The organism is Flavobacterium artemisiae, from assembly GCF_042678225.1.
GTDB lineage: Bacteria > Bacteroidota > Bacteroidia > Flavobacteriales > Flavobacteriaceae > Flavobacterium > Flavobacterium artemisiae.
In genome coordinates, this window is record NZ_JBHUDZ010000008.1 from 23,923 (window position 1) to 47,753 (window position 23,831).

Below are 23,831 nucleotides of genomic sequence, written 5' to 3' on the forward strand. Positions count from 1 at the left end.
TATGAATTCAAGAATACGTAAACATTTTCGAATAACAGTATTGACCATTTTGGCCATCATGCTCGCAAACTGTTCAGGCGGCGGTGATGACAATCCTGAAACGGGTGGCGAATCGCAGACTAATGAGGTTAAAACACAACGTTTTACGATTTTGACTTTAAGTCCAAAAACAACTGCAAGCTCAGATGCGACTTATAGTTGGTCGGCTGCAAATGTTTCATCAGAAAATTATTCATTGACCAATCTTACTTCAAAAGAAGCTTTGTTTGCCGCTGCTACGGAAGGAACCTATCAGTTTAATGTGGTTATTACAGACAAAGGAACGACTCAAACGCAAAAAGTAACCGTTACCGTAACTGCTGAAGCCAAAGAACTAAAAGGCTTTATTTCTAAAGTATTTGAATTTAAACCAGCACCGGGGCAGTTTGTAAATGACCTCCCAGTTGCCAATGATGGAGATACTGCGGATAGGGTTTTGGGAAGAGCAAATTCATATCTGGCAAAGAAAAACGGAGATCTTATTTCGCTTGGAGCTTTTGGCGGCTATGTTGTTTTTGGTTTTGACCATAGTATTGTAAACGTAAAAGGGAAACGTGATTTCAGGGTTTTAGGAAATGCTTTTTGGGCAGAAGCCAATCCAAATCCAAATGCGGAATTTCGAGGCGGAAGCAGTGAAGCAGGAGTAATCATGGTTTCGTATGATAAAAACAAAAACGGACTTCCAGATGATGAATGGTTTGAAATTGAAGGCGGAGGTCATAAAATGGCAAAAACAATTCGCAATTACGAAATAACTTATCACAGACCTGATCCAAACAAAACGCCGGTTCCAGGAGGCGGAACAGGATCGGTTCTTTTTACTGACATGGAATATATCTATTGGAAAGACAATCAAGGAAAAGAGGGGTATCTGGCGCAAAATAACGCCTATAATCATTCTTTAGATTATTGGCCAAAATGGCTTAAAGATCAGGCAACGATTACTTTTAAAGGAACAAGATTGCCAGATAATGCGGTTGACGAAAGCGGCAACGGAAGCTATTATGTTCAATATGCTTTTCTATACGGATATGCAGATAATGCGCCAAACAACGACGATGATTCTGCTATTGATATTGATTGGGCAATAGACAACAATGGTAATAAAGTCCAGCTTCCAGCAATAGATTTTGTAAAAGTTTATAACGGATTGAATCAGCAGGCAGGATGGCTGGGAGAAACTTCAACAGAGATTTCAGGTGCGACCGATTTACATCTTTTGGGAGAAAATATTCCAACCCGATAATTTTTAACTAGTATCAAACCAAATTATTATATCCAAGTTATGAAAAAAAATGTTACCCATTTTTTGTTGGCTGCCTTTTTGTTTGCTTTTGTTGGTTGCAGCAGTGACGACAAGCCAGACGAAAATGCCAATAAAATTGAAATTACACTTCAGGAAAAGTATGAGACGCCGACTTTTACAGTTTTAGATATTAATGCTTCTGATGCTGGTGCAACTGCAAAATACGAATGGATCATGACTAAAAATCCTGTAGATCAGGTTACAGATTCTATTGTTGGAAACACAAAAGACTTACGATTTATAGCAATTTACGCGGGTTCTTATGAATTTATCTTGAATGTTACTTCTGGTGATAAAAAAGGAACGAAAAGTACGATTGTAAATGTTGTAAACGAAACAGCAAATTACAATGCGTATGTTACTCGAATTTTTGATTTTGATCCAGCACCAGGAATGTTTGCCAACGATTTATTCAAAGACGGAAATTCTAAAGAAGATGTAATGAAAACCGTTTTAGGAAGAATTGACAAAACAAGTGTGGGCTATGCTGTAGATTTAGGAGGTTTTGGAGGTTCTATTGTGGTTGGATTCGATCATACGATTGTGAATGTTGCAGGAGCAAGTGATTTTAGAGTGTACGGAGGAGATATTTCGAATCCAACGGTTCCTAAAGCCAATCCGCCGGCACCAGGGATAATATTTGTTGCTTATGATAAAAATAAAAACGGAAAACCAGACGAGGACGAATGGTACGAAATAATCGGAAGTCAGCATACTAAATCAAATACAGTAAAGAATTTTAAAATTACATATCGTAAAAAAGGGGCAAACGAACCTTTGGTAACATCAAGTGCGCTTTTCCTCGATTACGAACATGTATACTGCGAAAATAATCAAGAAGAAAAGTATTATCTGGCCAGACCAAAAGCGAAGAAAGAATTTTATCCTTTATGGAAAACACAGACAGAAGTAAGTTATGAAGGAACAAAGCTGGATGTAGATTTTGAAACGGCACGTCCAGGTCAGACTACTTTGTGGAATTCTAAGTCTCCAGAATGGGGATATGTAAATGCCGTAAATCCAGATATTGATATTGATTGGGCAGTTGATAAAAACGGTAACAAAGCCAATCTTCCAGGAATCGATTTCATCAAAGTGGTGAATTGTGTGAGCGAGCCTATGGGACTTTGCCAGCAGCAATCTTCAATGGCAACAGTATTTTCGGGAGCAGGAGATCTTCACATCTTAAAAAAATACAATTTAAAACAAGCAAAAAACTAACAACATGAAAAAGTATTTAAAGTATAGTTTATTTCTAATGGCTTGTATTTCTTTTAATGCGTGCAGTAACGACGATTCGAAAACAGATGAAGTGATAGAAGAGCCTGTAAAAGATCCGGTTATCTCTATAAAATTAGCAGCAGCATTTGCTGTTCAGCGTTACGATGTGACAGAAATTGCACCAGAAGTAACAATTGAAAATGGTGAAGGCAAAACAGCACTATACAAATGGTCTACTAAAGTTACAGGCAAAGATGGTGTCGCAAAAGATTCGATTATTGGCGACAGCAAAACGTTATTGTTTATAACGCCAAAAGCAGCCGATTATAATGTTGATCTTACTGTAACGGTAGATAAAATTGTAAAACAAGCGTCAACTAAAGTTACAGTTTCTGAAAGTGGAAAAACATATACAGCCAAAGCGCTGACACTTGTCGATTTTTTACCAGCGCCAAGTTTTAATACGATTGCCTATGCAACAAAAGAAGAGTCTTTGCAGAAAACACAGGAAAGTGTAAAAAGCGGAAGCGCAGTTTATTTAGGAACTTTTGGAGGATACATCGTAACTGCGTTTGACCACACCGTAATTAATACTTACGGTAAACGCGATTTTGTGGTTAAAATGGCAGAAACTTCTAGTACTGCAAAATATTCGCCTGTAAGTATTGCAGTAGCATATGACGCAAACAAAAACGGAATTGCAGATGAAAACGAATGGTACGAAATCGCAGGAAGCGAATACTATAAATCAACAACGGTTAAGAATTATGAGATTACCTATAAAAAACCGAATCCCACCGCAACTCCTGTAACAGGAACTCTCAGCTGGCAGTACGACACAGCTTATATTCCGTGGACAGATAATAAAGGCGGATCTGGTTCGATTACGAGAACAAATACCAGAAGAAGAAACAACTATTACCCTGCATGGCAAGCTGATACTTATACTTTAAAAGGAACAAAATTGGCAATACCAGTAAAAGATGTCAGTGATGGTGCTGGCACAAGTTACAATGTTGGAACTTTTGAATGGGGTTACGGCGGTATCAAAGATCCTTCAATTGATATTAGCTGGGCAGTGGACAAAGACGGTAAAAAAGTGCATTTACCGGGAGTAGATTTCGTAAAAGTGTATGTTTCAACATTTGAAGCATTAGGATCGAATGATTTATTGACAAGTACTTTTCAGGAAATTTCAGATTTGAATTTTCCGAAACAATAATTACTACCAAATAAATATTAACCCTAAATTTTATAAATTATGAAAAAAGCAGTTTATTTTTTGACGCTTGGTTTAATGCTTGGATTTGCATCCTGCAGCAGCGACGATGACGTTTTAAGTAGTGAAAATGCCTCGGCGCTAAAAAGTGCTTCAGCAAAAACAGCCAGAACAGCAGTTACAGATCCTTCTATAGGAACTACTACGACGCTTAACCTGACGAGTTCTTTATTGACCAACGGAACGACAACAACAGGAGGGAAGTACTGGGAAAACACCTATGTGTCTAATACCAATTTGAGTGTTGATATTTTTACTTTTTCTCACACAGCAACTTCTGTTGGCTATAATTACTGGGACGGATTTATTGTTTCAAACGTAAATGATATTACAGATTACGGTTCTGGTGCGGGTCCAGGCGGCTCAGACGGCTGGGTGGCTCATCAGTGGGGGACTATGGCAGGAAGCGGTTTTGGAACTTCTTCAACTATTGCAGCTGGAACGCCAGGAACTACGGGAGATCCGTATATTGTTGCTTATTGGTCTAGTTATATGGATCCTGCTTCACCACAAGGAACTACTTTTAGTGAGTCAAGTTTTTCAAATTGGATTAAAATCGGAAACACTGGTTTGTATTCAGTTGAAGGATTAAAAATTAATATTCATCCTTGGCCTTATTATGGTTGTTTAAACGGAGACGGTTTTGCACAGCCATTTGCTTCTGGAGATCATTTTGAACTTTTGATTTATGGTGTGGATGAAAACGGAACAATCACAAATCCGATTGAGCATTCTTTGGCAGATTATACAGGATCGTCTTTAGTAATGCCTACAGGCTGGATAAATGTTTCGACAACTGAATTAGCGAGTTTAGGAGATGTAAAATATCTTGTTTTCCAAATGGCTTCAACAGATTCGGATCCTATTTACGGAATGAATACAGCTGCTTATTTTTGTCTAGATAAATTATCGGTAAAACGAGTAGAGTAATATTTAAAGAGCCATTTTTTTAATGGCTCTTTTCTTTTTGATAAACTTTGAAGGTGCTTATATTAAAATTAGAATGATAATATTTTGATTAAAAGAGTTTTACTGTGGTTTTTATTGCCTAAAATGTGTCATTTTATTTCTCTAAATAAAAAGTTTTCAAAAAAAATAAGTTTATATTCTACTAATTTGATATAATTAATATATATTTGCATGACTTATCCAGAAAGACTGAGGGAATCGGCCCAGTGATGTCTTAGCAACCTGTTGCCAAATAAGGTGCTAAATCCTTCCGCAGAAGCGGACAGATAAGAGATTTCGTTGGAAATTCTGAATAAGCTTTAAATTTTGAAAAACGTATAAATTATTAAAATGAAAACGAAGCTATTCTTTTTAAAAGGCCAACCAGCAAAATCTGTTTTTTCTGCCATTCAAAGCCCGAATGTAGTTTTCCGAATGCGCGGTCGTTAATTTTTATTTCCCATTTTTTGCAATCTAACAAAGGCCATTTTGCTATCGGTCCATGAATTTTTATATCCAATTTTAAACTTTTATTTATATGAAAAAAATACTCTTAAGTTTTGCATTGATTTTTAGTCTGACACAAACTCAGGCACAAGAAAATAATATACAGTTAAAAGGAACTGTAGTAGATACTGTTGCACAATATGTTTATCTGCAAAAGTTTCATAATAAAATGTTCACTACGATTGATTCGGTTAAAGTGAAAGACGGAAATTTTAGTTTTAAAACGAAAGTCAAAACTCCAGAATTGTATGGTTTAAGCGTTAATACAGCACAAAGTCCGTTGTATATTTTCCTAGAAAAAGGACCAATTTCGGTAAAATTAAATCCGAAGAAATATTACAGCAATTCTGTTGTTGAAGGTTCTGCATCGCAAGATTTGTTTGAGGCATATAAAAAATCCAATGATATAGAAATCAGCAAATTTATAACAGAACATCCCGCTTCTATAGTGTCGGCATATGTTTTATACAGAAACTGGTCGTACCGATTAACGCCAGAACAAATCACACAAAATATTGCTTTGTTAGATAAAAACCTTCAAAGTTCTACTTACGTGAAAGAACTAAAAGAACTGGCAATTGTTTTGGATGGATTGGCAATTGGTAAAAAAGCCCCTGATTTTACCGCCAATAACCCAGACGGAAAGCCAGTTCGTTTTTCAGAAAACTTAAAAGGCTACACTTTAGTAGATTTTTGGGCTTCATGGTGTGGTCCATGCCGAAGAGAGAACCCAAATATCGTTGCGGCTTACAAAGAATTTCATGATAAAGGTTTTAATATAATTGGAATCTCTTTAGACAAAAAGAAAGAAAACTGGGTAAAAGGAATCCAAGATGATCATTTGGACTGGACACATGTTTCAGATTTACTTTTTTGGAACAGTGCTGTAGCTAAGTTATATGGAGTAAGAGCCATCCCAGCCAATTATTTGGTAGATCCAAACGGAATTATCGTTGCGAGAAACCTTCATGGAGAAGAATTACAAACTACACTTAAATCGCTTTTAGGAAATAAGAGTTAAGATTTAAACACATAGAAACATAGATTTTTTGATCTTATAACAGGAGAATTAAAAGAAACTAGTTTCTCAAACATAGTCAAACGATTAGATCTTTGTCAAAGTTTAAAACTTTGACAAAGATTCATAGAGAACTTTGCTCGCAAGGATGTTTGTTCTATAAAACTGATAATAAATAATAATTAAAAATGATAAGGATATGAATGCTATTGAGACACCAACAGAATCAATTGAATTGGAGTGTTACTTTTCAGAGTTCAGAAAAAATACAATAGGTGTAAACCACAATTTTGAATCGGTTTATGGTAAACAGAAACTGCTTTATGCAGACTGGGTTGCCAGCGGAAGATTATACATTCCGATTGAGGATGTCATGCTCAACAAAATCGGTCCGATGATTGCCAATACACATTCATTTTCAAGTCAAACAGGAAAAGCTTCTACGTACGCTTATCAACATGCGAGAGAGATTATTAAGAAACATGTTAATGCCAATGATCAAGACGTTTTAGTAACAACAGGAACCGGAATGACGGCTGCTTTATCTAAACTGCAGCGTATTATAGGTTTGCGAAAAAATGCAGAAGAAAAAGACAGACCAGTAGTTTTTATCACGCATATGGAACACCATTCTAATCAAGTTCCGTGGTATGAAATCAATGCCGATGTAGTTATTCTGCCTTCTGATGAAAACAATTTGGTTGATCCTGAAATTCTTTCATTAGAAATAAAAAAATATGTAGACAGAAGTTTAAAAATAGGTTCGTTTACGGCCTGTTCGAACGTAACAGGAATTATTACGCTTTACCACCAATTAGCCAAAATCATGCACCAGAACGGCGGATTGTGTTTTGTAGATTTTGCAGCTTCGGCACCTTATGTTAAAATCGATATGCATCCAAAAGATCCTGAACAGCAATTGGACGCGATTTTCTTTTCGCCTCATAAATTCCTCGGCGGACCCGGAACTTGCGGTGTTTTGGTTTTCAACGAAAAATTATACCAATCTGATTTTCCAGATAATCCTGGCGGCGGTAATGTAAAATGGACAAATCCACTTGGGAATTATTGTTACAGCGATGTTATAGAAGTTAGGGAAGATGGCGGCACTCCAGGTTTTCTGCAAGTAATGAGAACAGCTTTGGCTTTACAATTAAAAGATCAAATGGGAGTGGAGCAGATTGCAAAAAGAGAAAAAGAACTTTTGAGTCTCTGTTTTTCTAAACTTCAAAAAATACAAGGTTTGTCAATTTTGGGTGATCTTAAAAGTGATAGAATCGGCTGTGTTTCGTTTGTGATTGAAGATATTCATTACAATTTAATCGTAAGACTTTTAAATGATCGTTTCGGAATTCAGACACGCGGAGGCTGGTCTTGCGCGAGTACTTATGCGCATTATTTATTCAATATTGATGAAAAACGTTCTAAAGCAATTACAAGTGAATTATTAGAGAAAAATCAAACCAACAAACCAGGCTGGGTTCGTTTGTCATTGCATCCCATTATGACCGACGCGGAACTTTTGTTTGTTTGTAATGCAATTGAACAAGTGGCCTTAAACTACAAAAAATGGGAGAAAGATTATCGCTATAATAAAGCTGCAAATGAATTTGAAAACATTCATACAGAAGAAAATATTAAAGAAGAAGTTCAAGAATGGTTTAAACTTGGGTAATTTCTTTTCCTAAATTTTATGATAAAAATTGCAGCTTTAAACCAGACAGGCTTTTAAAACCTGTCTGGTTTCGAGTTGCAGCTATGTTTGTTTAAACCAAGTGAAACGCCTTTTTAAACACAAAGAAAAACTATGAATCTATGTGTTTAAAAATATCTTACTAATCACTTAAATCTGTGGCTATAAATAAAAAAAATAAATGAAAACAATTCCAAGAAGAATAGTAACAGGTTTACGAAATGGAAAATCAATAATAGAACAAGATGCAATCGTAACCAATGTGTCAGAACATTTTCCGGGATTAATTATTTCTGATATTTGGTCAACTGACAGTACACCTGCAAAATTCGAAGAAAAAAGTATAGAAAATACCGCTTTTCCAAATACGCCCAAAAACGGAAGTTATTTTCGCTACGTACAAATTCCGCCCGATAAAGATTTAGGAATTGTGGCTACTGAAGGACAACCGCATCCTTTGATGCATCAGACCGATACTTTAGATTATATCATAATTATTTCGGGCGAAATTTATTTAATAGTCGATGAAGAAGAAACCTTATTGAAAGCTGGAGATATTGTAATTCAGCGTGGTACAAATCATGCTTGGAGCAATCGTTCCGAATTTCCGTGTATCCAATTAGCCATATTATTAGATGCAAAACAAGACTAAAATTGAAGAAAAAAGAAGCTAAAATCGACAGCAATCGTTATAGTAGTCTATAATTTTGATAGGATAATAAAAGTTTTAATGATTTATGCTTTAAAATTAAAATTAACTATTTAAATTTGCAGCCACAATGAGAAATAATAGCCTGAATATGAAGAATTATTATAACAGCTGTACAATGATGTGCTGTGATGCAGTTATGAAATTTTCTGATTTGGCTTCGATATAAATGATATTATGTATTTCAAAAAGCCTTTCATAAAATCTGAAAGGCTTTTTTGTTTTGTAAATCTGAATAACAAATGATTGAATTAAAAAATGTAACCAAAACGTTTCATCAAAAAGACAGAATAGTTTCGGCTTTGTCTGATGTTTCGCTTACGGTGCCGCCGGGGAAAATCTTTGGCGTTATTGGTACTTCGGGTGCCGGAAAAAGTACTTTGATTCGTTGTGTCAATTTATTAGAAAGACCAACATCGGGCGAAATTATCGTAGATGGAAAAGCATTAATGCAATTGTCAAACGCACAATTGGCGATTGAACGAAGACAAATCGGAATGATTTTTCAGCATTTCAATTTACTTTCTTCAAGAACCGTTTTCGAGAATGTAGCTTTTCCGCTGGAATTGGTCGGAACTTCAAAAAGTGAAATTAAAACACGCGTTTCAGAATTACTGCAATTGGTAGGTTTGGCAGAAAAAGCAAACGATTATCCTGCAAGTCTTTCGGGAGGGCAGAAACAAAGAGTTGCCATTGCGAGAACTTTAGCCAATAATCCGAAAGTATTGTTGTGTGATGAGGCAACAAGCGCTTTAGATCCTGCAACGACACGTTCTATTTTAAATTTATTGAAGGACATCAATAAACGTTTAAATATCACCGTTTTATTGATTACACACCAAATGGAAGTTGTAAAATCTATCTGTGATGAGGTTGCCGTAATCAGCCATGGAAAATTAATAGAGCAGGGAAGTGTAGGCGAAATCTTTGCCGACCCAAAACACGAATTGACTAGAGAATTTATTTCTTCTTCGCTTCATATTGATGTTCCTGCGGTTTATCAGGAAAAATTACAAAAAGAAGATAACGGAAATCTGAATCCGTTATTGAAATTAGAAATGACAGGAAAATCAGTAAACGAACCAGTTATTTCAGAAGTTTCAAGGCTTTTTGATACCGATTTCAAAATCGTAAGCGCACAAATGGATCAGGCGGGAGACGTTAATTTTGGTGTAATGCTGATCGAACTTTCAGGAAAACGCGAGAATTATGATGCGGCGATTCAATATTTTAATTCAAAACATATTAAAACAGAAATTATAGGTTATGTCTGATTCGATTATAGATTTATTGTTAAAAGGAACATGGGAAACCATTGTTATGACCTTTGTATCGGGCTTTTTTGGTTTTTTTATTGGTCTTCCAACAGGAATTTTACTTTTCCTGACCCGTAAAAATCAAATATTAGAACAGCCTGTTTTAAACAGAACAGTATCATTTTTAGTAAATGTTTTTCGTTCAATCCCATTTATTATTTTGATTGTTTGGATGATTCCGTTTACGCGTGCCATTGTTGGAACTTCAATAGGTGTCAGCGCCGCTTTGGTTCCGCTGAGCATTGGTGCAGCGCCTTTTATCGCTCGTTTGGTAGAAAATAGTTTATTAAGTCTTCCTTCTGGATTAATTGAGGCTGCAAGAGCTTTGGGAGCAACGCCGTTTCAAATTGTTTACAAAGTATTATTACCAGAAGCTTTGCCATCTTTAATAAATGCCGCATCAATTACTTTAATCACATTGGTAGGATATTCTGCAATGGGCGGTGCCGTTGGAGCGGGAGGTTTAGGACAAGTTGGATATCAATACGGTTATATTGGTTATGATGCCGTTACGATGAATTCGGTATTGATTTTATTGGTCATTTTGGTATTCTTGATTCAGTTTGTTGGGGATTTTTTATCGAAGCGATTTGATCATAGGTAATTAGATAATTAGATAATTAGTCAATTAGATAATAGAAAATAGATAATAGAAAATAGAAAATAGAGAATAGAGAATTGTAAATAAATATATCTTATGAAATTTAAAATTTTAAAAACAGCTGGACTTTTAGCTTTAGCATTGGTTTTATCAAATTGCGGAAGCGATAAAAAAAATGATCCGCATTTTATTAAAGTGGGTGTGGCAACGGGGCCAGAATTAAAAGTGGCCGAAGCGGCAAAAAAAGTAGCCAAAGAAAAATACGGATTAGAAGTAGAATTAGTTTCTTTTAACGATTATGTTATTCCAAACGAAGCTTTAAGCCAAGGAGATATCGATGCCAATGCTTTTCAGCATAAACCGTATATGGACGAACAATCGAAACAGAGAGGTTATAAATTAGCCATTATCGGTAAAACATTCATTTACCCGATTGCAGCTTATTCAAAGAAAATCAAAAACCTTTCGGAACTTAAAAATGAAAGCACGATCATTATTCCAAACGACCCGACAAATGGTGGACGTTCGTTGTTGCTTTTACAGAAAAACGGTTTGCTGAAACTAAAAGACGGAGTTGGTTTACTGCCAAAAGTTACTGATATCGTAAGCAATCCTAAAAACTTGAAAATTTTAGAATTAGAAGCACCTCAATTGCCTCGTGCTTTAGATGATGAAAATGTTTCAATCGCGATTATCAATAATACATTTGCTTCTGCTGCAGGATTGGTTCCTTCTCACGATGCTTTGTTTGTTGAAGATAAAGATTCACCTTATGTAAATTTAGTGGTAAGCCGTGAAGACAATAAAAACGATGAAAAAGTAAAACAGTTTTTACAGGCTTTTCAATCTCCAGAAGTAGAAAAAGCTGCCGAAGAACAATTTAAAGGCGGTGCTGTAAAAGGCTGGTAAAATAAAATAGATTAAAAACAAAAAACGTCTGTAAATTTTTAGGTTTACGGACGTTTTTATTTCCAATTAATTGTCGATTTTAATTGTGTATTTTTAGGTTACGAGAGAACTGGCTCCGCAGCAATTTGAGTTGATTTTTGAGTAAAATTTAAAGTAAGCAAATCTAAATCCCCATAGAAAAATGTATCCAGAACTTGTTGAAAAACAGGATCTGCATTTTCTACCTGAACAAAAAGACTCATAGAAGAACGAAGTTTTCTTGAATCTAATTCTCCAAGAATATTCTCTGCTGATTTTTTACTTAAAGTCAAAAGCAGTTTCGAAATTTCGATCAAATGTTTTGATAAAATAGGATGATTTAAAAAAGCAGTGGCTTCTTCTAAATCTGCTACTGCATAATAATCAGAGAGTGTGCTTTTGCCCAATCCTTTTATTTGAGGAAATATAAACCACATCCAGTTGGTTTGTTTTTTACCCTTTTTTATTTCAGAAAAAGCAGTTAGATAGAGTTTGTTTTGTGCATCTAAAAAGCGTGTCAAATCATTTTTTGCGTAAATCATCTTTTGATTATGGTATTAAATGGTTCGTAATTTTGAGAAAGCAATTATGAATTTCTTTACCCAAAAGTAGACGGACAGTGCTTGCTTTTAGTTATACAATTTTCTTCCGTTTTTATATAATTACAATTTTAGTGAAATGATAATTATATAAAACGTAGCTATAGATTTTAACCGATTGAAAAAGATGCTTTTATAGAATCAACAAACAAATTTATAATTAAAAAATCCGTATAAATCCGCGTCTTCGCGATAGCGAATCCGCCCAATCCGCGTTCAAAATTGATAGTAAAAAATTAATACTGACGAACAATCTCAGACCGATGCTGTTTTCCCCAAGCAATCATCGCCTCAATAACAGGCGCAAAAGTTTTGCAGTAGGGCGTAGATACATATTTTACCTGAATTTCGGCATCACGGTCTTCAATACGTTCAATCATCATATTGAGTTCCATATCTTTAAGTTCGCGCGAAAGCATGCGTGTAGTAATGCCCGGAATCGAACGTTCGATTTCTCTAAAACGATGATTTCCGTTACAGATCGAATTTATGATCGGCAGTTTCCATTTACCGCCCAAAACATGCAGCGTGTCCTGAAGCGCTTGTACTTCTTCTTTTTGATTTCTTTCCATGATTAAAAAATTACTTTGGTATACTCCGTGATACTGGTTACAAAGTTATACCATTTTGGATTTAAATTTGTCAAATAATTTTAAAATAAATTCAAAATGAATACTTCAAAAAACAAAATAGTAGTAATAACAGGAGGAAACAGCGGTATTGGCTACGCGACAGCTAAACAATTTAAAGCCGAAGGCGCAACTGTAATAATTACCGGAAGAAGAAAAGACGCAATCGAAAAAGCTGCTTTAGAATTAGACGCGATTCCGTTTGTAGCCGATCAATCTAAAGTTTCGGATATCGAAAAACTAGCCGGCCAGATAAAAACCGATTATGGTTCGATTGATACCTTATTTATCAATGCTGGAATTGCAGGTTTAGGCACCATCGAACAAACCTCAGAAGAGTTGTTTGACAATATAATGAATGTGAATCTAAAAGGTGCATTTTTTACGTTAAGTAACTTTGTACCAATGCTCAAAGATGGTGCTTCGGTAGTATTTCTTTCTTCAAACACTGCAAGTATGCCAGGGCCGGGATCATCGGTTTATTCGGCTAGTAAAACAGCTTTAAATTCTGTAATGAAATCGGCTGCAGTAGAATTAGCACCTAGAAAAATCAGAGTAAATTCGGTTAGTCCCGGACCGACAGAAACCGAAGTAATGAACAAAGTAGGACTTGACTCCGAAACCGTTAAAAACATTATGGATGTTGTAATAGAAAAAGTCCCGCTAAAACAAATGGGAAAATCAGAAGATGTTGCTAAAATGGTTTCGTATTTAAGCAGTGATGCGGCTGTTTTTATAACAGGTTCCGATTTTATTATGGACGGAGGAATGGTTTTAGTCTAAGGTGCTGAGATTCTAAGCTACTAATTTGCTGAGCTTTAAAGTTTTTTAATATCAAATACAAAAAATAAAAGCGATCCGTTTAAGATCGCTTTTTTTAAGGCATATAAGTTTAATTTAAAAAACAAGATTTAGAAATGATAAATGCAACATGCTCCAAAAACTACTCCATCTGCATTTACTCCATTCCTAAAGCCGTTTTGTATATGTACGATAAGTTGGATGTTTTGGATTTTGTTTTTTTGTGAAAAAAATCATAATATTTTGATTTCTAAATAATTTACGTTTTGGGGTAACTTTCTCAAAGTTTCATTAGAAACTTAAAATAAAAACTCGGTAACTTAGTATCTTAGCATTTCAGTAACTAAGTTTCTAATAATCTAAGTAACTTAGCATCTCAGTAACTCAGCATCTTAGAATCTTAAAAAAAAAATGACCATCCAGCAGTTAAAATATATTGTTGCCTTAGACGAAGAACGCCATTTTGCAAGAGCGGCTGAAGTTTGTATGGTAACGCAGCCTGGACTTACGATTCAGTTAAAAAATCTGGAAGAAGAAATTGGAATCAAGATTTTTGATCGAAATAAAGTGCCACTTACTCCAACCGTTTTAGGAATTGAAATTATCAATAAAGCCAAAAAAATTCTTCGAGAAGTCGATGAAATTCGTGATTTTGTGATCAACGAAAAAAATCTGCTGGAAGGAGAGTTGAAGCTTGGTATTATTTCTACGCTATCGCCTTATTTAATTCCGCTGTTTATTCAGGCCATGAAAGAAGCGGCGCCAAAAGTGCATTTTATAATTAAAGAGGGTTACACCGGACACTTAATGAGGGATTTAGAAAACGGCGCTATTGACGTTGCGATTATGGCGACGCCAACCGGAAATCCGAATTTAATTGAGCATGTTATTTTTAAAGAACCTTTTGTAGCGTATTTAAATCAATCGCACCCAATGGCGAATGATGAATTTTACGAAATGCAGCCCGGCGACAAAACCGAATTATTACTCCTGCATCACGAATATTGCTACAACGCACAATTGCTTGACATTTGCGGACTAAAAACGTCAGACAAAATAAAAGAGCAGTTTACATACGATATCAATTCTATAGAAACCTTAAAAAATCTGGTTCGCGCGCATTTAGGATTTGCGATTATTCCGAAACTTTCGACCTTAAACGAAACAGGCGGACTTTTTAAACCTTTCAAAGAGCCGGTTCCCGTAAGAGAAATCAGCCTTGTAGTTTCCGATTCTTTCTCCAAGAAATTATTGCTCGAAAAAATGAACGAAGCCATCTGGAACTGCCTTCCCGAATCACTTAAAAAAGATTTTAATTACAGAAAAATCCGCTGGAATGATTCGCCTTATTTTATTAAGGCGGTAAGTAAGGTTTCTTAAAATTCAATATTTGAAAAAATTCCAATTACACATAATCTTGTCATCCTGACGAAGGAAGGATCTTCGCCAGTAGCTCTACAAAGATTGTCGATTCTAATTGCGGAGCTACTGGCGAAGATTCCTCGTTCCTCGGAATGACAAAACTTGAGTAAAAATTAAAATTAAAAATTCCAATTACACGCAATCTTGTCATTTCGACCGAAGGGAGAAATCGCACTAGAATTTCCGCAAAGAAAATCAGCAATCTTTGTGGTTACGAGTGTGATTTCTCCCTTCGGTCGAAATGACAAGAAAAACTTGGAATTTGGAATTTAAAAATAATTGGAATTTATTTTCTCGAAGCCTCAATAATCACATTCGCCACTTTCTCAGGCTGTGAAATAAACACCACATGGCTTCCTTTAATTTCAGTGATTTTAGTGTTTGAACGTTTGTACATAGCGTACTGAATACTCGGAACTATACTTTTATCCTCAGTCGCTACGATTCCGTAAGAAGGTTTAGTTCTCCAAGCCGCTTTTGTGATCGGTGTTAAAAAACCTTTAGCATAAAAAGCACCTTGCGAAGCATACATAAAATCGGCATCTTCTTTGCTTAAATCCCCTGCAAAACCAGCGTGGAATTTCGCTTTATCATAATACGCGATTCCTTTATCGTCTGGATTCAATACACCATTTTCTGGAGCTGGAGGCGCAGTTTGAAGCCATTGAACAGAATTTTCGCCATTATCAGGCTGTAAAGCCGCAACATAAACCAATTCCGCAACTTTTGGATGATTACCAGCCTCAGTAATTACCGTTCCGCCCCAAGAATGTCCTACCAAAATTGTTGGTCCGTCTTGTTTGTCCAAAGCCAAGTTTGTTGCTCTCACATCATCTTCCAAAGAACTCAACGGATTCTGAACGATGGTTACATTATAGCCTTTCTTAGTTAGAATCTGGTACAAACCTTTCCATCCCGAACCGTCTGCAAAAGCGCCATGTACTAATACTACGTTTTTAATTTGTGGCGCTGTTTTTTGCGCGTTTACATTTACTGATGTTAATAATAAACTAAAGATTATTGCTGCGAATGCTAAATAGCTTTTATATAGTGTTTTCATGATTTTAAATATTTTAGATTTTAGATTAATTAGAAATTCCAATACAAAAATTCCAAATTCCAATTTTCCATTCAGAGTTTGGAATTTGGGATTTTAAAAATTTGGAATTTATTTAAAGTAAAGTGATTGATAAAGTAATCTCAGTGTTTAATAACTTAGAAATAGGACAAATCTCTTTTGCTTTTTGTGCTGTTTGCTGAAAAACTTCTTCAGAGATTCCAGGAACTTTTCCGGTAAGTTCTAACTGAATTAAAGTGATTGTTCCGTCTTCAAAAGTTACTTTAGCGGTTGTGTCTAAATCTTCTGGAACAAAACCAGCTTCTGATAATAAAAAGCTTAACTGCATGGTAAAACAGCCAGAATGTGCTGCTGCGATTAATTCTTCAGGATTGGTTCCAACACCTTGCTCGAAACGAGTTTTAAAAGACAATTGTGCATTATCCAAAGTTGTGCTTTGTGTACTAATGGTTCCTTTTCCTTCCATTCCTGTACCTTTCCAGTTTGCGTTTGCTCTTCTTGTAAATTTCATGATTTCTATTTTTTATGATTAATTTTTAGATGATCAAATCATTTCTTTGATTTTGATGAGACAAAGGTATAGGGAAGGTGTTTATTAATCAAATTAATAATTTTTTGTTGTTATAAAATTTTTTTATAATTATTGATTTTATGAAATGAAAATATTGTTGTCTAATGAAATAAAAAAGCGCAAACTCCAAAGAGATGCGCTTTTTTATTTTTTAAAATATTTATATTATTTAGTTTCTTTTATGTCTATAAACTTCTTCATGATCACGAATCTAAACTATCAGTAACGATTTAGTATTACTTTTTTGATGCAATTATTTCTTTTAATTTTTCATTTTCTTCTATCATCGCTTGTAAATCATTTTTTGCAGAAAGAAGTTCATTAGTCTTAATGAGTAATAATTCCTCTTTCATTGAAGCTAAATCTTTAGTAGTGTGTTCTAATATTAAGTTAAGTTCATCTTTATATGCCATAAATGGTTCGTAAAGCCAATGATATGCATTTCCTATAGCACCATGAAATAATCGTAATTTTGGATTTCGATCGTTTGAACCTGCAGTTAATATGTGTTCAAGGGATATTCCTGGATATGGATCTATATAATAAATTACTTTAATACCTAATTGATATGCTTTCTTTGAGCATAATTCACATGGACTGGCTGTTGTAAATAGTTTACCATTCAAAATTCCTTGTCCTCCATATTTTGAAATCTGTAAAAAAGCACTTTCTTCTGCATGTAAAGACCTAGTATGTACTTGGTTTTTTCCATCAGAGTATGAGTTTATTAAGCCCTTGAAACAGAAACAAAGATTTCTTCCTTTTAAATCTTTTCGTTTCTCTTCAACTCTTGTATTATTATAGTTATCCTTAAAAGTTTTTTGAAACTCAGGGTTCGATTTTTCATAGGTTGTAAAAGCATCATAATCATCTTTACCTGACAATAAATCATCTGCGTTTCTCAATGCGCAAGGCACTTGACCTTCAGGTGTATTATTCCATCCAATCGCCTTTATTGCATAATTTTCATCTGTAATTGCAGCTCCAACTTGTCTCGATATACAACCTGAATTATATTTAGCTGTGAAAGCAAGTTGCATACATCTTTCTTCTGGAGAGGGTGTTACAATTCCAGGTTGATCAATTAAAGATAAAAATTTCAGAAGTTGCATTTGCCAAGAAAAGTATGGAGATACATTTTCATTTTTTAAGTTAACTTGTTCATTTAATTCATCGATCTCTTTGTAGTCTTTAAAAGCTAAATGAATATCAGCATTTTGAATGCATTGGGAAACATTTTGCTTATAAAAGTCTTTTGCTTTTGCTCCATTGTACTCTTCTGAAATTAGTTTATGCACGTCTATCTGTTCATCTTTTTCGTATCTTTTTTTAATTACTTCTTCTCTTATCTCTTCCGTTCGATTTACTGCAATTGTATAGAATGCTGAAAATCGTTGTCTAAAAAACATAATTTCTAGTGGATTTCTTAATGAATCTATAACAATTTCAGTAACAGTTTTATCTTTTTTGCTTTTTCTTGTAAAAGATTTAATAATATCATTTATTAATATTACAACAGCGAAAACATTATCTAAATTAAAGTTGGTTGAATCATTGTAGTGACTTGATTTTCTAAGATTATTACCTATAATTTGTAATAACTTATTACGCTTTACAGTCGAGTGTATTTCAAGAATATTAAAGAAATTGTCTGATAAATTTTGAAATTCCTGTGAAATGTAAAGTTCTTTTAAATGATCCGCTTTTTCATTTTTCCTGCGATTCTTCCAAATTGTATTTATTTTATTGTGAAGTGATTGGAATTCATCTTTGCACTTCTGTAAATGTTTAATTTCATCTTCAAAATTGCAAAGATGTTCGAGATTGCTTTTAGCAAAATCTTCTTTTAATCTACTTCCTTTTAAAAAATCTATTAACGAATCGTGATCTTTGAGCAAAATATAGAGAAAGAGTATCTTTTTATATGAAATCAATATATGAGGTTTAAAATTTTCCCTAGAATATTCGTAAACAATTCTATACTTCCTATATGAATTATGAGAAATATTTGATGTATCAGGATGCCTAAAAATTGCGTTATCATCAGTCCATCCTTGTATTAACCTTTCTGCTACCTCACTACATCCAGATCCTTTTCGTCCAGTTAAAGCTAATATTGTAAAGCTTTTTCTAAGTTCATATATTTTCTCAATATTCATTTTATATTTTATTTGTGTTTTGATAAAATTATAAATTTTTATTTAACAATAAAAAAAACATATGTGTAGTTTTATTGGATTTAATTTAAGTATAAAATAATTTTTTAAAGTTTTATTGTGTAAATCTGTAAATTTATATATCATAATAAAAAACAAAACCCTCAATCTTCTTAAAGATCAAGGGTTTAAATTTTTCAAAAGATAAACCTTATTCCAAATCCAGATACGGATTTAAAGTTTCGGCTAATTCATTCAACCAAATGAAACAGTCTCTTAGTGCCTTTTCGGTTGTGAAGTTTTGGTCGTTCATGGCATTTAGAGCGAGGTTAAAATTTACCATTCGTAATGCTTTCGCCATAGACATAGGATCAATTCTGTCATTGAAAAAATCCAAAAGCCTGATTTCAGCTTCTTTTGAAAGGGTGTTGGTACTCATAAGCTTTGTGTTTAGGAAAAAAGAACCCGCACAGCTAAGGTGTCCTACGCCACAAAGAGCGTTACGGTTGTTTCCAATACCGCCACCATACCGCACGGGCAAAAATTTTTTTGATTTCATTGTACTTTGTGTTTAGGACTCCAAAGATATCAAAAAAAGCATTTAATATAGTATTTTTCTTATAATTTTTAAAGAAGTATTCTGAGTACTTGGAAACAAAGTTATTAAAAATTTAACTGCTATTTAATCCCAAAGACTGCAATCACGATAACTATCGGGAACGCAAAGGTCGCAAAGTTATTATTTACAAAGCTTTGCGAACTTCGCGCATTTAGATTAAAAAAACCTTTGCGCTCTTTGCGGCTAAAAAAACAAAGTAGTTAAAAATCCACACTCCAAGCATTGTCCATTTCATCCCGAACTTTGTCCGTTTCACCTATTTTCTGATTCCGCAAGAATCATTACAGATATACTTTTGACTCAGAAATTAACTGATAACAAATAATTTAAATCAAAAGTTATGGAAACTAAAAAACAAAAAACATGGGTAGTAATCGCAATAATCATTTTAGGAATCATCGCCTTTTTGGTTCCGAATCAAATTGCGGCGCAGACAGGAGTAAAGAGAACCAATCTTCAACAACACGATCTTAGTGTTTCAGGACGCGAAATGGTTCAGGCGCGAATTGACTTTGAAAAACACAGCGCTTTCGGCTATCATTCTCATCCCGGCGAAGAAATTATTTATGTAATCGAAGGAACATTAGAATATCAAATCGAAGGCGAAAAACCAGTAACGCTAAAAGCTGGCGAAGTACTTTTTATTCCAGCAGGAAAATTTCATTCGGCAAAAAATAATACGAATCTAAATGCGGCAGAACTCGCAACTTATATAGTAGAAAAAGGAAAACCTATTTTGAAGATGAAATAAATTTTAGGTTTCAAGTTTTAGGTTTCAGGTTTCAAGTTGAAATGCTGTGTGTAATTAACCGCAATGTTCGCAAAGGTTTACGCAATGTTCGCAAAGTTTATTCTCCCGCAGATTTGGGAGATTTAGCAGATAAAGTAAAAAATCTGCTGATCTGCAAAATCTGCGAGAAAAAAATAAATCCTTTTAATCATTGGAATCTTGGAATATTTAACCGCAAAGTTTTTGTTTCACGCAGATTTAAAAAGATTTTGGCAGATTATGCTGATTGAATATAAAATAATCTGCCAGAAAAAATAAATCCTTTCAATCAGTGGAATCTGTGGCATATTTAACCGAAAAGTTTTTGTTTCACGCAGATTTAAAAAGATTTTGGCAGATCATGCTGATTGAATCTAAAAAATCTGCGAGAAAAAGAAATCCTTTTAATCATTGGAATCTGTGGTATATTTAACCGCAAAGTTCGCAAAGTTTATTTTAATGAGCACACAAAGCTTTGCGTTCTTAGCGCTTTTAGTAAGCCTTCAAAGTAAAAAACCTTTGCGTGCTTTGCGTTAAAAAAAACAACCCAAACTTCTGTCCAGTTCAACCTTTAATTTGTCCGCTTGACCTTTTTTCTCCTTTCAAAACGAGGCTTCTCAAAATACCTTTGACAAAGAAATTAACTAATCAAATAATCTATAAAACAATAAATTATGAAAACGATACAAAACACAACAAACAAGATTTTACGCCAATTTATTCTAATGGCAATCCTATTATTAAGCGTAAACTTTAGCAACGCACAATCAGAAAATCCGCTTGGGACTTTCAAACAAATCAATGCCGGATTATTAAATGTAGGTTACGCCGAAGCAGGGCCACAAAACGGAACAACAGTAGTCTTGCTTCACGGCTGGCCTTACGATATTCACAGTTATAATGAAGTGGTGCCGCAATTGGTTTCAAAAGGATATCACGTTATCACGCCATACTTACGCGGCTTCGGAACGACTCGTTTTCTTTCTGACCAAACTTTCAGAAACGGACAACAAGCCGCTCTAGCACAAGATGTAATTGATTTAATGGATGCTTTAAAAATCAAAAAAGCCGTTATCGGCGGTTTCGACTGGGGTGCGAGAACTGCGGTTGCCGTTGCAGCGCTTTGGCCAGAACGTGTACAAGGTTTGGTTTCGGTAAGCGGTTATATTGTAGTAAATCTGGAAGCCAACCAAAAACCGCTTCTTCCGACTGCTGAATACGGCTGGTGGTACCAATATTATTTTGCTACAGAAAGAGGGCAGGCGGGTTACACCCAAAACACTAACGAATTCAATAAATTAATCTGGAAACTGGCTTCTCCAAAATGGAATTTCGATGACAAAACATACAATCAAACGGCACAGTCTTTTGACAATCCAGATCACGTAGCAATCGTAATTCATAATTACAGATGGCGTTTGTCGCTTGCAAAAGGTGAATCTAAATACGATGCTTTAGAAAAAAAATTGGCTGCAAGACCTTCAATTTCAATACCAACAATCACCATTGCCAGCAATTTTGACGGTGCCAACGCAGACGGAAAAGCATATGCCAACAAATTTACAGGTAAATACAATCACCGAATTTTAAAAGACATCGGGCATAATGTACCGCAAGAAGATCCGAAAGCTTTTGCTCAGGCGATTATTGATGTAGTGGGGGAATTGAGATAATTAGATAATTTGTCAATTAGATAATTAGTAAATCTCAAATTCTAAAAATCCTTCGACTTTGCTCAGGAGGTCAAAATGTAAATCAATCTCTAAAATTTAAACACATAGAATCATAGTTTATCGAAGCGGTTAAAAAGGCGTTTCACTTATTTAAACAAACATAGCCGATGTGGAATTCTTTGCGAAAAGCTTTGTCAAAGTTTTAAACTTTGACAAAGCTGCCTAAAAGACCCAGCTAAGTGTGAGAAACGAGTTTCTTTTTTATTCTCTTTTAATGAAAAATAAAAAACCTATGTTTCTATGTGTTTAAAAAATCAATGCAATATTAATCACAATCTCAATATCAAAAATTAAAATCAATCATAATTTTTTAAACAATCTAAAATCAACAATCTAAATTCTAAAATTTAAAAAACTCATGGAAACAAAAATCTTATACACAGGAAAAACACACACTACAGGCGGTAGAAATGGAGCTTCTCAAAGTTCAGACTTAAATTTGGATATCAAACTAACTCCTCCGGGAAGTGCGGGTTCTGGAACCAATCCAGAGCAATTGTTTGCGGCGGGATGGTCGGCTTGTTTTATCGGCGCAATGGGATTTGCAGCTGCGAAATTAAATGTAAAACTTCCGGCAGAAACGGCTGTCGATGCTTCGGTGGATTTGTGTCTGACAGGAAGTGAATATTCGCTTCAGGCAAAATTAGACATCAGTCTTCCAGGAATTGATTACGAAACTGCCAGACAAATTGTAGCAGGCGCGCATCAAACTTGTCCGTATTCTAAGGCGACAAGAGGAAATATTGATGTAGAATTCAATATTCTTTAAAACTGTTAATCCTGCAAGGTTTTCAAAACCTTGCAGGTTTGTCGTATTACCTGAGAAAAATATTCCTATAAGGTTTTGGAACCTTGCAGGTTTGCCGTATTACCTAAAAAAATATACCTACAAGGTTTTGAAAACCTTGCAGGAAATTATAAAGAAACTTTATCAAATGAAAAATATAAAAATAATACTCATTTTGGTTGTTCTTTTTCTCTTTCAGGGAAATCGAATTTTTAGTCAAAACGCCAATACTAAAGGTTTTACTCTTTTAGAATTATTCACTTCAGAAGGTTGTTCGAGCTGTCCGCCGGCAGATGAATTGCTCGGAAAAATCGAAAATGAAAACAATAATCAAATCTATATTTTAGCGTATCATGTTGATTATTGGGACAGACAGGGTTGGAAAGATATTTTCAGTCAGCCAAAATTTACCGATCGTCAATACGATTATGCGAAATGGCTTGGGAAAGAACCAATTTACACACCGCAATTTATTGTAAACGGAAAAATCGACGGAATTGGTTCTAACGAAAAAGAAGTTCGGTCTGCGATCAAAAACACAATTTCGAAACCTCAAAATCTAGATTTAACGCTCGATTCCAGTATTTTGAACTCAAAATTAAAGGTTAATTATACGCTTGATAAAGTTTCTAAAAACAATAGACTGTTTGTGGCTGTGGTTCAGAAATCGGCAAAAAGTAATGTAAAAAGAGGCGAAAATGCCAATCGAGTTTTGTCTCATTATCAAATTGTACGCGAATTGCAAAGTATAAATCTGGCTTCAAATGTAAAAGGAAATATGACCTTAAATCTTCCAAAAGATTTTAATGCTAAAGATTTTGAACTTATCGGATTTGTTCAGAATGTTGCTAATGGAGCCGTTTTGGCAATAAATCGAGAAAATTTATAATGGGCTGAAAAAAAATCAAACACATAGAAACATAGGTTTTTATTTTCTTTAAAAGAGTAGGGTCGAGAAACTAGTTTCTCCACAGATAGCTTAAGGTTGGCAGCTTTGTCAAAGTTTAAAACTTTGACAAAGCTTTTCGCAAAGATTTACACAACGTCTATGTTTGTTTAAACAAGTGAAACGCCTTTTCTGGACCTCACATATCTATCCCCGA

At 34.7% G+C, this 23,831-nt stretch carries 22 protein-coding genes and 1 riboswitch; of the genes, 16 read left to right on the top strand and 6 right to left on the bottom strand.

Features of this window, described 5'->3' with window-relative positions:
- Position 1 precedes the first annotated feature (1 nt).
- From ACFSC2_RS08860 to metQ, 10 genes are all read left to right on the top strand, one after another.
- Positions 2-1,285: a cell surface protein gene (locus ACFSC2_RS08860; RefSeq protein ID WP_379817910.1), complete on the top strand. Its 1,284-nt coding sequence runs from the start codon at positions 2-4 to the stop codon at positions 1,283-1,285.
- 39 nt (positions 1,286-1,324) lie between these two features.
- Positions 1,325-2,566, top strand: a complete 1,242-nt coding sequence (locus tag ACFSC2_RS08865; protein ID WP_379817908.1) for a cell surface protein — start codon at positions 1,325-1,327, stop codon at positions 2,564-2,566.
- Between the two features lie 4 nt (positions 2,567-2,570).
- Positions 2,571-3,788, top strand: a complete 1,218-nt coding sequence (locus tag ACFSC2_RS08870; RefSeq protein WP_379817906.1) for a hypothetical protein — start codon at positions 2,571-2,573, stop codon at positions 3,786-3,788.
- A gap of 39 nt (positions 3,789-3,827) precedes the next feature.
- Complete coding sequence (locus ACFSC2_RS08875; protein ID WP_379817904.1) at positions 3,828-4,775, top strand: DUF4465 domain-containing protein; 948 nt, start codon at positions 3,828-3,830, stop codon at positions 4,773-4,775.
- 212 nt (positions 4,776-4,987) lie between these two features.
- A riboswitch (SAM riboswitch) is annotated at positions 4,988-5,087 on the top strand.
- A gap of 244 nt (positions 5,088-5,331) precedes the next feature.
- Positions 5,332-6,321: a redoxin domain-containing protein gene (locus ACFSC2_RS08880; protein ID WP_379817902.1), complete on the top strand. Its 990-nt coding sequence runs from the start codon at positions 5,332-5,334 to the stop codon at positions 6,319-6,321.
- 196 nt (positions 6,322-6,517) lie between these two features.
- Positions 6,518-7,993: an aminotransferase class V-fold PLP-dependent enzyme gene (locus tag ACFSC2_RS08885; protein ID WP_379817900.1), complete on the top strand. Its 1,476-nt coding sequence runs from the start codon at positions 6,518-6,520 to the stop codon at positions 7,991-7,993.
- Between the two features lie 199 nt (positions 7,994-8,192).
- Positions 8,193-8,663: a cupin domain-containing protein gene (locus tag ACFSC2_RS08890; RefSeq protein WP_379817898.1), complete on the top strand. Its 471-nt coding sequence runs from the start codon at positions 8,193-8,195 to the stop codon at positions 8,661-8,663.
- A 299-nt stretch (positions 8,664-8,962) separates the two neighbouring features.
- On the top strand, positions 8,963-9,994 hold the full coding sequence (metN, locus tag ACFSC2_RS08895; protein WP_379817896.1) for a methionine ABC transporter ATP-binding protein MetN: 1,032 nt from the start codon (positions 8,963-8,965) through the stop codon (positions 9,992-9,994).
- Complete coding sequence (metI, locus tag ACFSC2_RS08900) at positions 9,987-10,640, top strand: methionine ABC transporter permease MetI (RefSeq protein WP_379817894.1); 654 nt, start codon at positions 9,987-9,989, stop codon at positions 10,638-10,640. The genes metN and metI overlap by 8 nt, the downstream gene beginning before the upstream one ends.
- Before the next feature lie 93 nt (positions 10,641-10,733).
- Entirely contained in the window at positions 10,734-11,546 is an 813-nt protein-coding gene (metQ, locus tag ACFSC2_RS08905) for a methionine ABC transporter substrate-binding lipoprotein MetQ (RefSeq protein WP_379817892.1), read from the top strand.
- Between the two features lie 98 nt (positions 11,547-11,644).
- Here metQ and ACFSC2_RS08910 read toward each other — a convergent pair whose 3' ends face one another.
- Both ACFSC2_RS08910 and ACFSC2_RS08915 read right to left on the bottom strand, forming a co-directional pair.
- Positions 11,645-12,106 carry a DUF1810 domain-containing protein gene (locus ACFSC2_RS08910; RefSeq protein WP_379817890.1) on the bottom strand — a complete coding sequence of 154 codons (462 nt, stop codon included), beginning with the start codon at positions 12,104-12,106 and terminating at the stop codon, positions 11,645-11,647.
- A 293-nt stretch (positions 12,107-12,399) separates the two neighbouring features.
- Positions 12,400-12,735: a winged helix-turn-helix transcriptional regulator gene (locus tag ACFSC2_RS08915; RefSeq protein ID WP_379817888.1), complete on the bottom strand. Its 336-nt coding sequence runs from the start codon at positions 12,733-12,735 to the stop codon at positions 12,400-12,402.
- A gap of 96 nt (positions 12,736-12,831) precedes the next feature.
- Between ACFSC2_RS08915 and ACFSC2_RS08920 the strand changes: the two genes are divergently transcribed.
- Positions 12,832-13,575, top strand: coding sequence for an SDR family oxidoreductase (locus ACFSC2_RS08920; protein WP_379817886.1), 744 nt, complete (start codon positions 12,832-12,834; stop codon positions 13,573-13,575).
- Between the two features lie 429 nt (positions 13,576-14,004).
- Entirely contained in the window at positions 14,005-14,973 is a 969-nt protein-coding gene (locus tag ACFSC2_RS08925) for a hydrogen peroxide-inducible genes activator (protein ID WP_379817884.1), read from the top strand.
- A gap of 328 nt (positions 14,974-15,301) precedes the next feature.
- On the opposite strand, the gene ACFSC2_RS08930 is transcribed toward ACFSC2_RS08925, so the two are convergent.
- The 4 genes from ACFSC2_RS08930 to ACFSC2_RS08945 form a co-directional block, all read right to left on the bottom strand.
- Positions 15,302-16,075, bottom strand: coding sequence for an alpha/beta hydrolase (locus ACFSC2_RS08930; protein WP_379817882.1), 774 nt, complete (start codon positions 16,073-16,075; stop codon positions 15,302-15,304).
- A 112-nt stretch (positions 16,076-16,187) separates the two neighbouring features.
- Entirely contained in the window at positions 16,188-16,604 is a 417-nt protein-coding gene (locus tag ACFSC2_RS08935; RefSeq protein WP_379817880.1) for an OsmC family protein, read from the bottom strand.
- 296 nt (positions 16,605-16,900) lie between these two features.
- Positions 16,901-18,823, bottom strand: coding sequence for a hypothetical protein (locus tag ACFSC2_RS08940; protein WP_379817878.1), 1,923 nt, complete (start codon positions 18,821-18,823; stop codon positions 16,901-16,903).
- 208 nt (positions 18,824-19,031) lie between these two features.
- Entirely contained in the window at positions 19,032-19,259 is a 228-nt protein-coding gene (locus tag ACFSC2_RS08945; protein WP_379817876.1) for a hypothetical protein, read from the bottom strand.
- A 520-nt stretch (positions 19,260-19,779) separates the two neighbouring features.
- Between ACFSC2_RS08945 and ACFSC2_RS08950 the strand changes: the two genes are divergently transcribed.
- The 4 genes from ACFSC2_RS08950 to ACFSC2_RS08965 all read left to right on the top strand — a co-directional run bounded on the left by ACFSC2_RS08950 (position 19,780) and on the right by ACFSC2_RS08965 (position 23,617).
- Positions 19,780-20,190 carry a cupin domain-containing protein gene (locus ACFSC2_RS08950; RefSeq protein WP_379817874.1) on the top strand — a complete coding sequence of 137 codons (411 nt, stop codon included), beginning with the start codon at positions 19,780-19,782 and terminating at the stop codon, positions 20,188-20,190.
- A gap of 692 nt (positions 20,191-20,882) precedes the next feature.
- Positions 20,883-21,881, top strand: coding sequence for an alpha/beta fold hydrolase (locus tag ACFSC2_RS08955; protein WP_379817872.1), 999 nt, complete (start codon positions 20,883-20,885; stop codon positions 21,879-21,881).
- Between the two features lie 418 nt (positions 21,882-22,299).
- The gene (locus ACFSC2_RS08960; protein ID WP_379817870.1) at positions 22,300-22,710 is read left to right on the top strand and encodes an organic hydroperoxide resistance protein; all 411 of its coding nucleotides are present in this window, start codon (positions 22,300-22,302) and stop codon (positions 22,708-22,710) included.
- 166 nt (positions 22,711-22,876) lie between these two features.
- Entirely contained in the window at positions 22,877-23,617 is a 741-nt protein-coding gene (locus ACFSC2_RS08965; RefSeq protein WP_379817868.1) for a DUF1223 domain-containing protein, read from the top strand.
- The last annotated feature ends 214 nt before the right edge of the window (positions 23,618-23,831 follow it).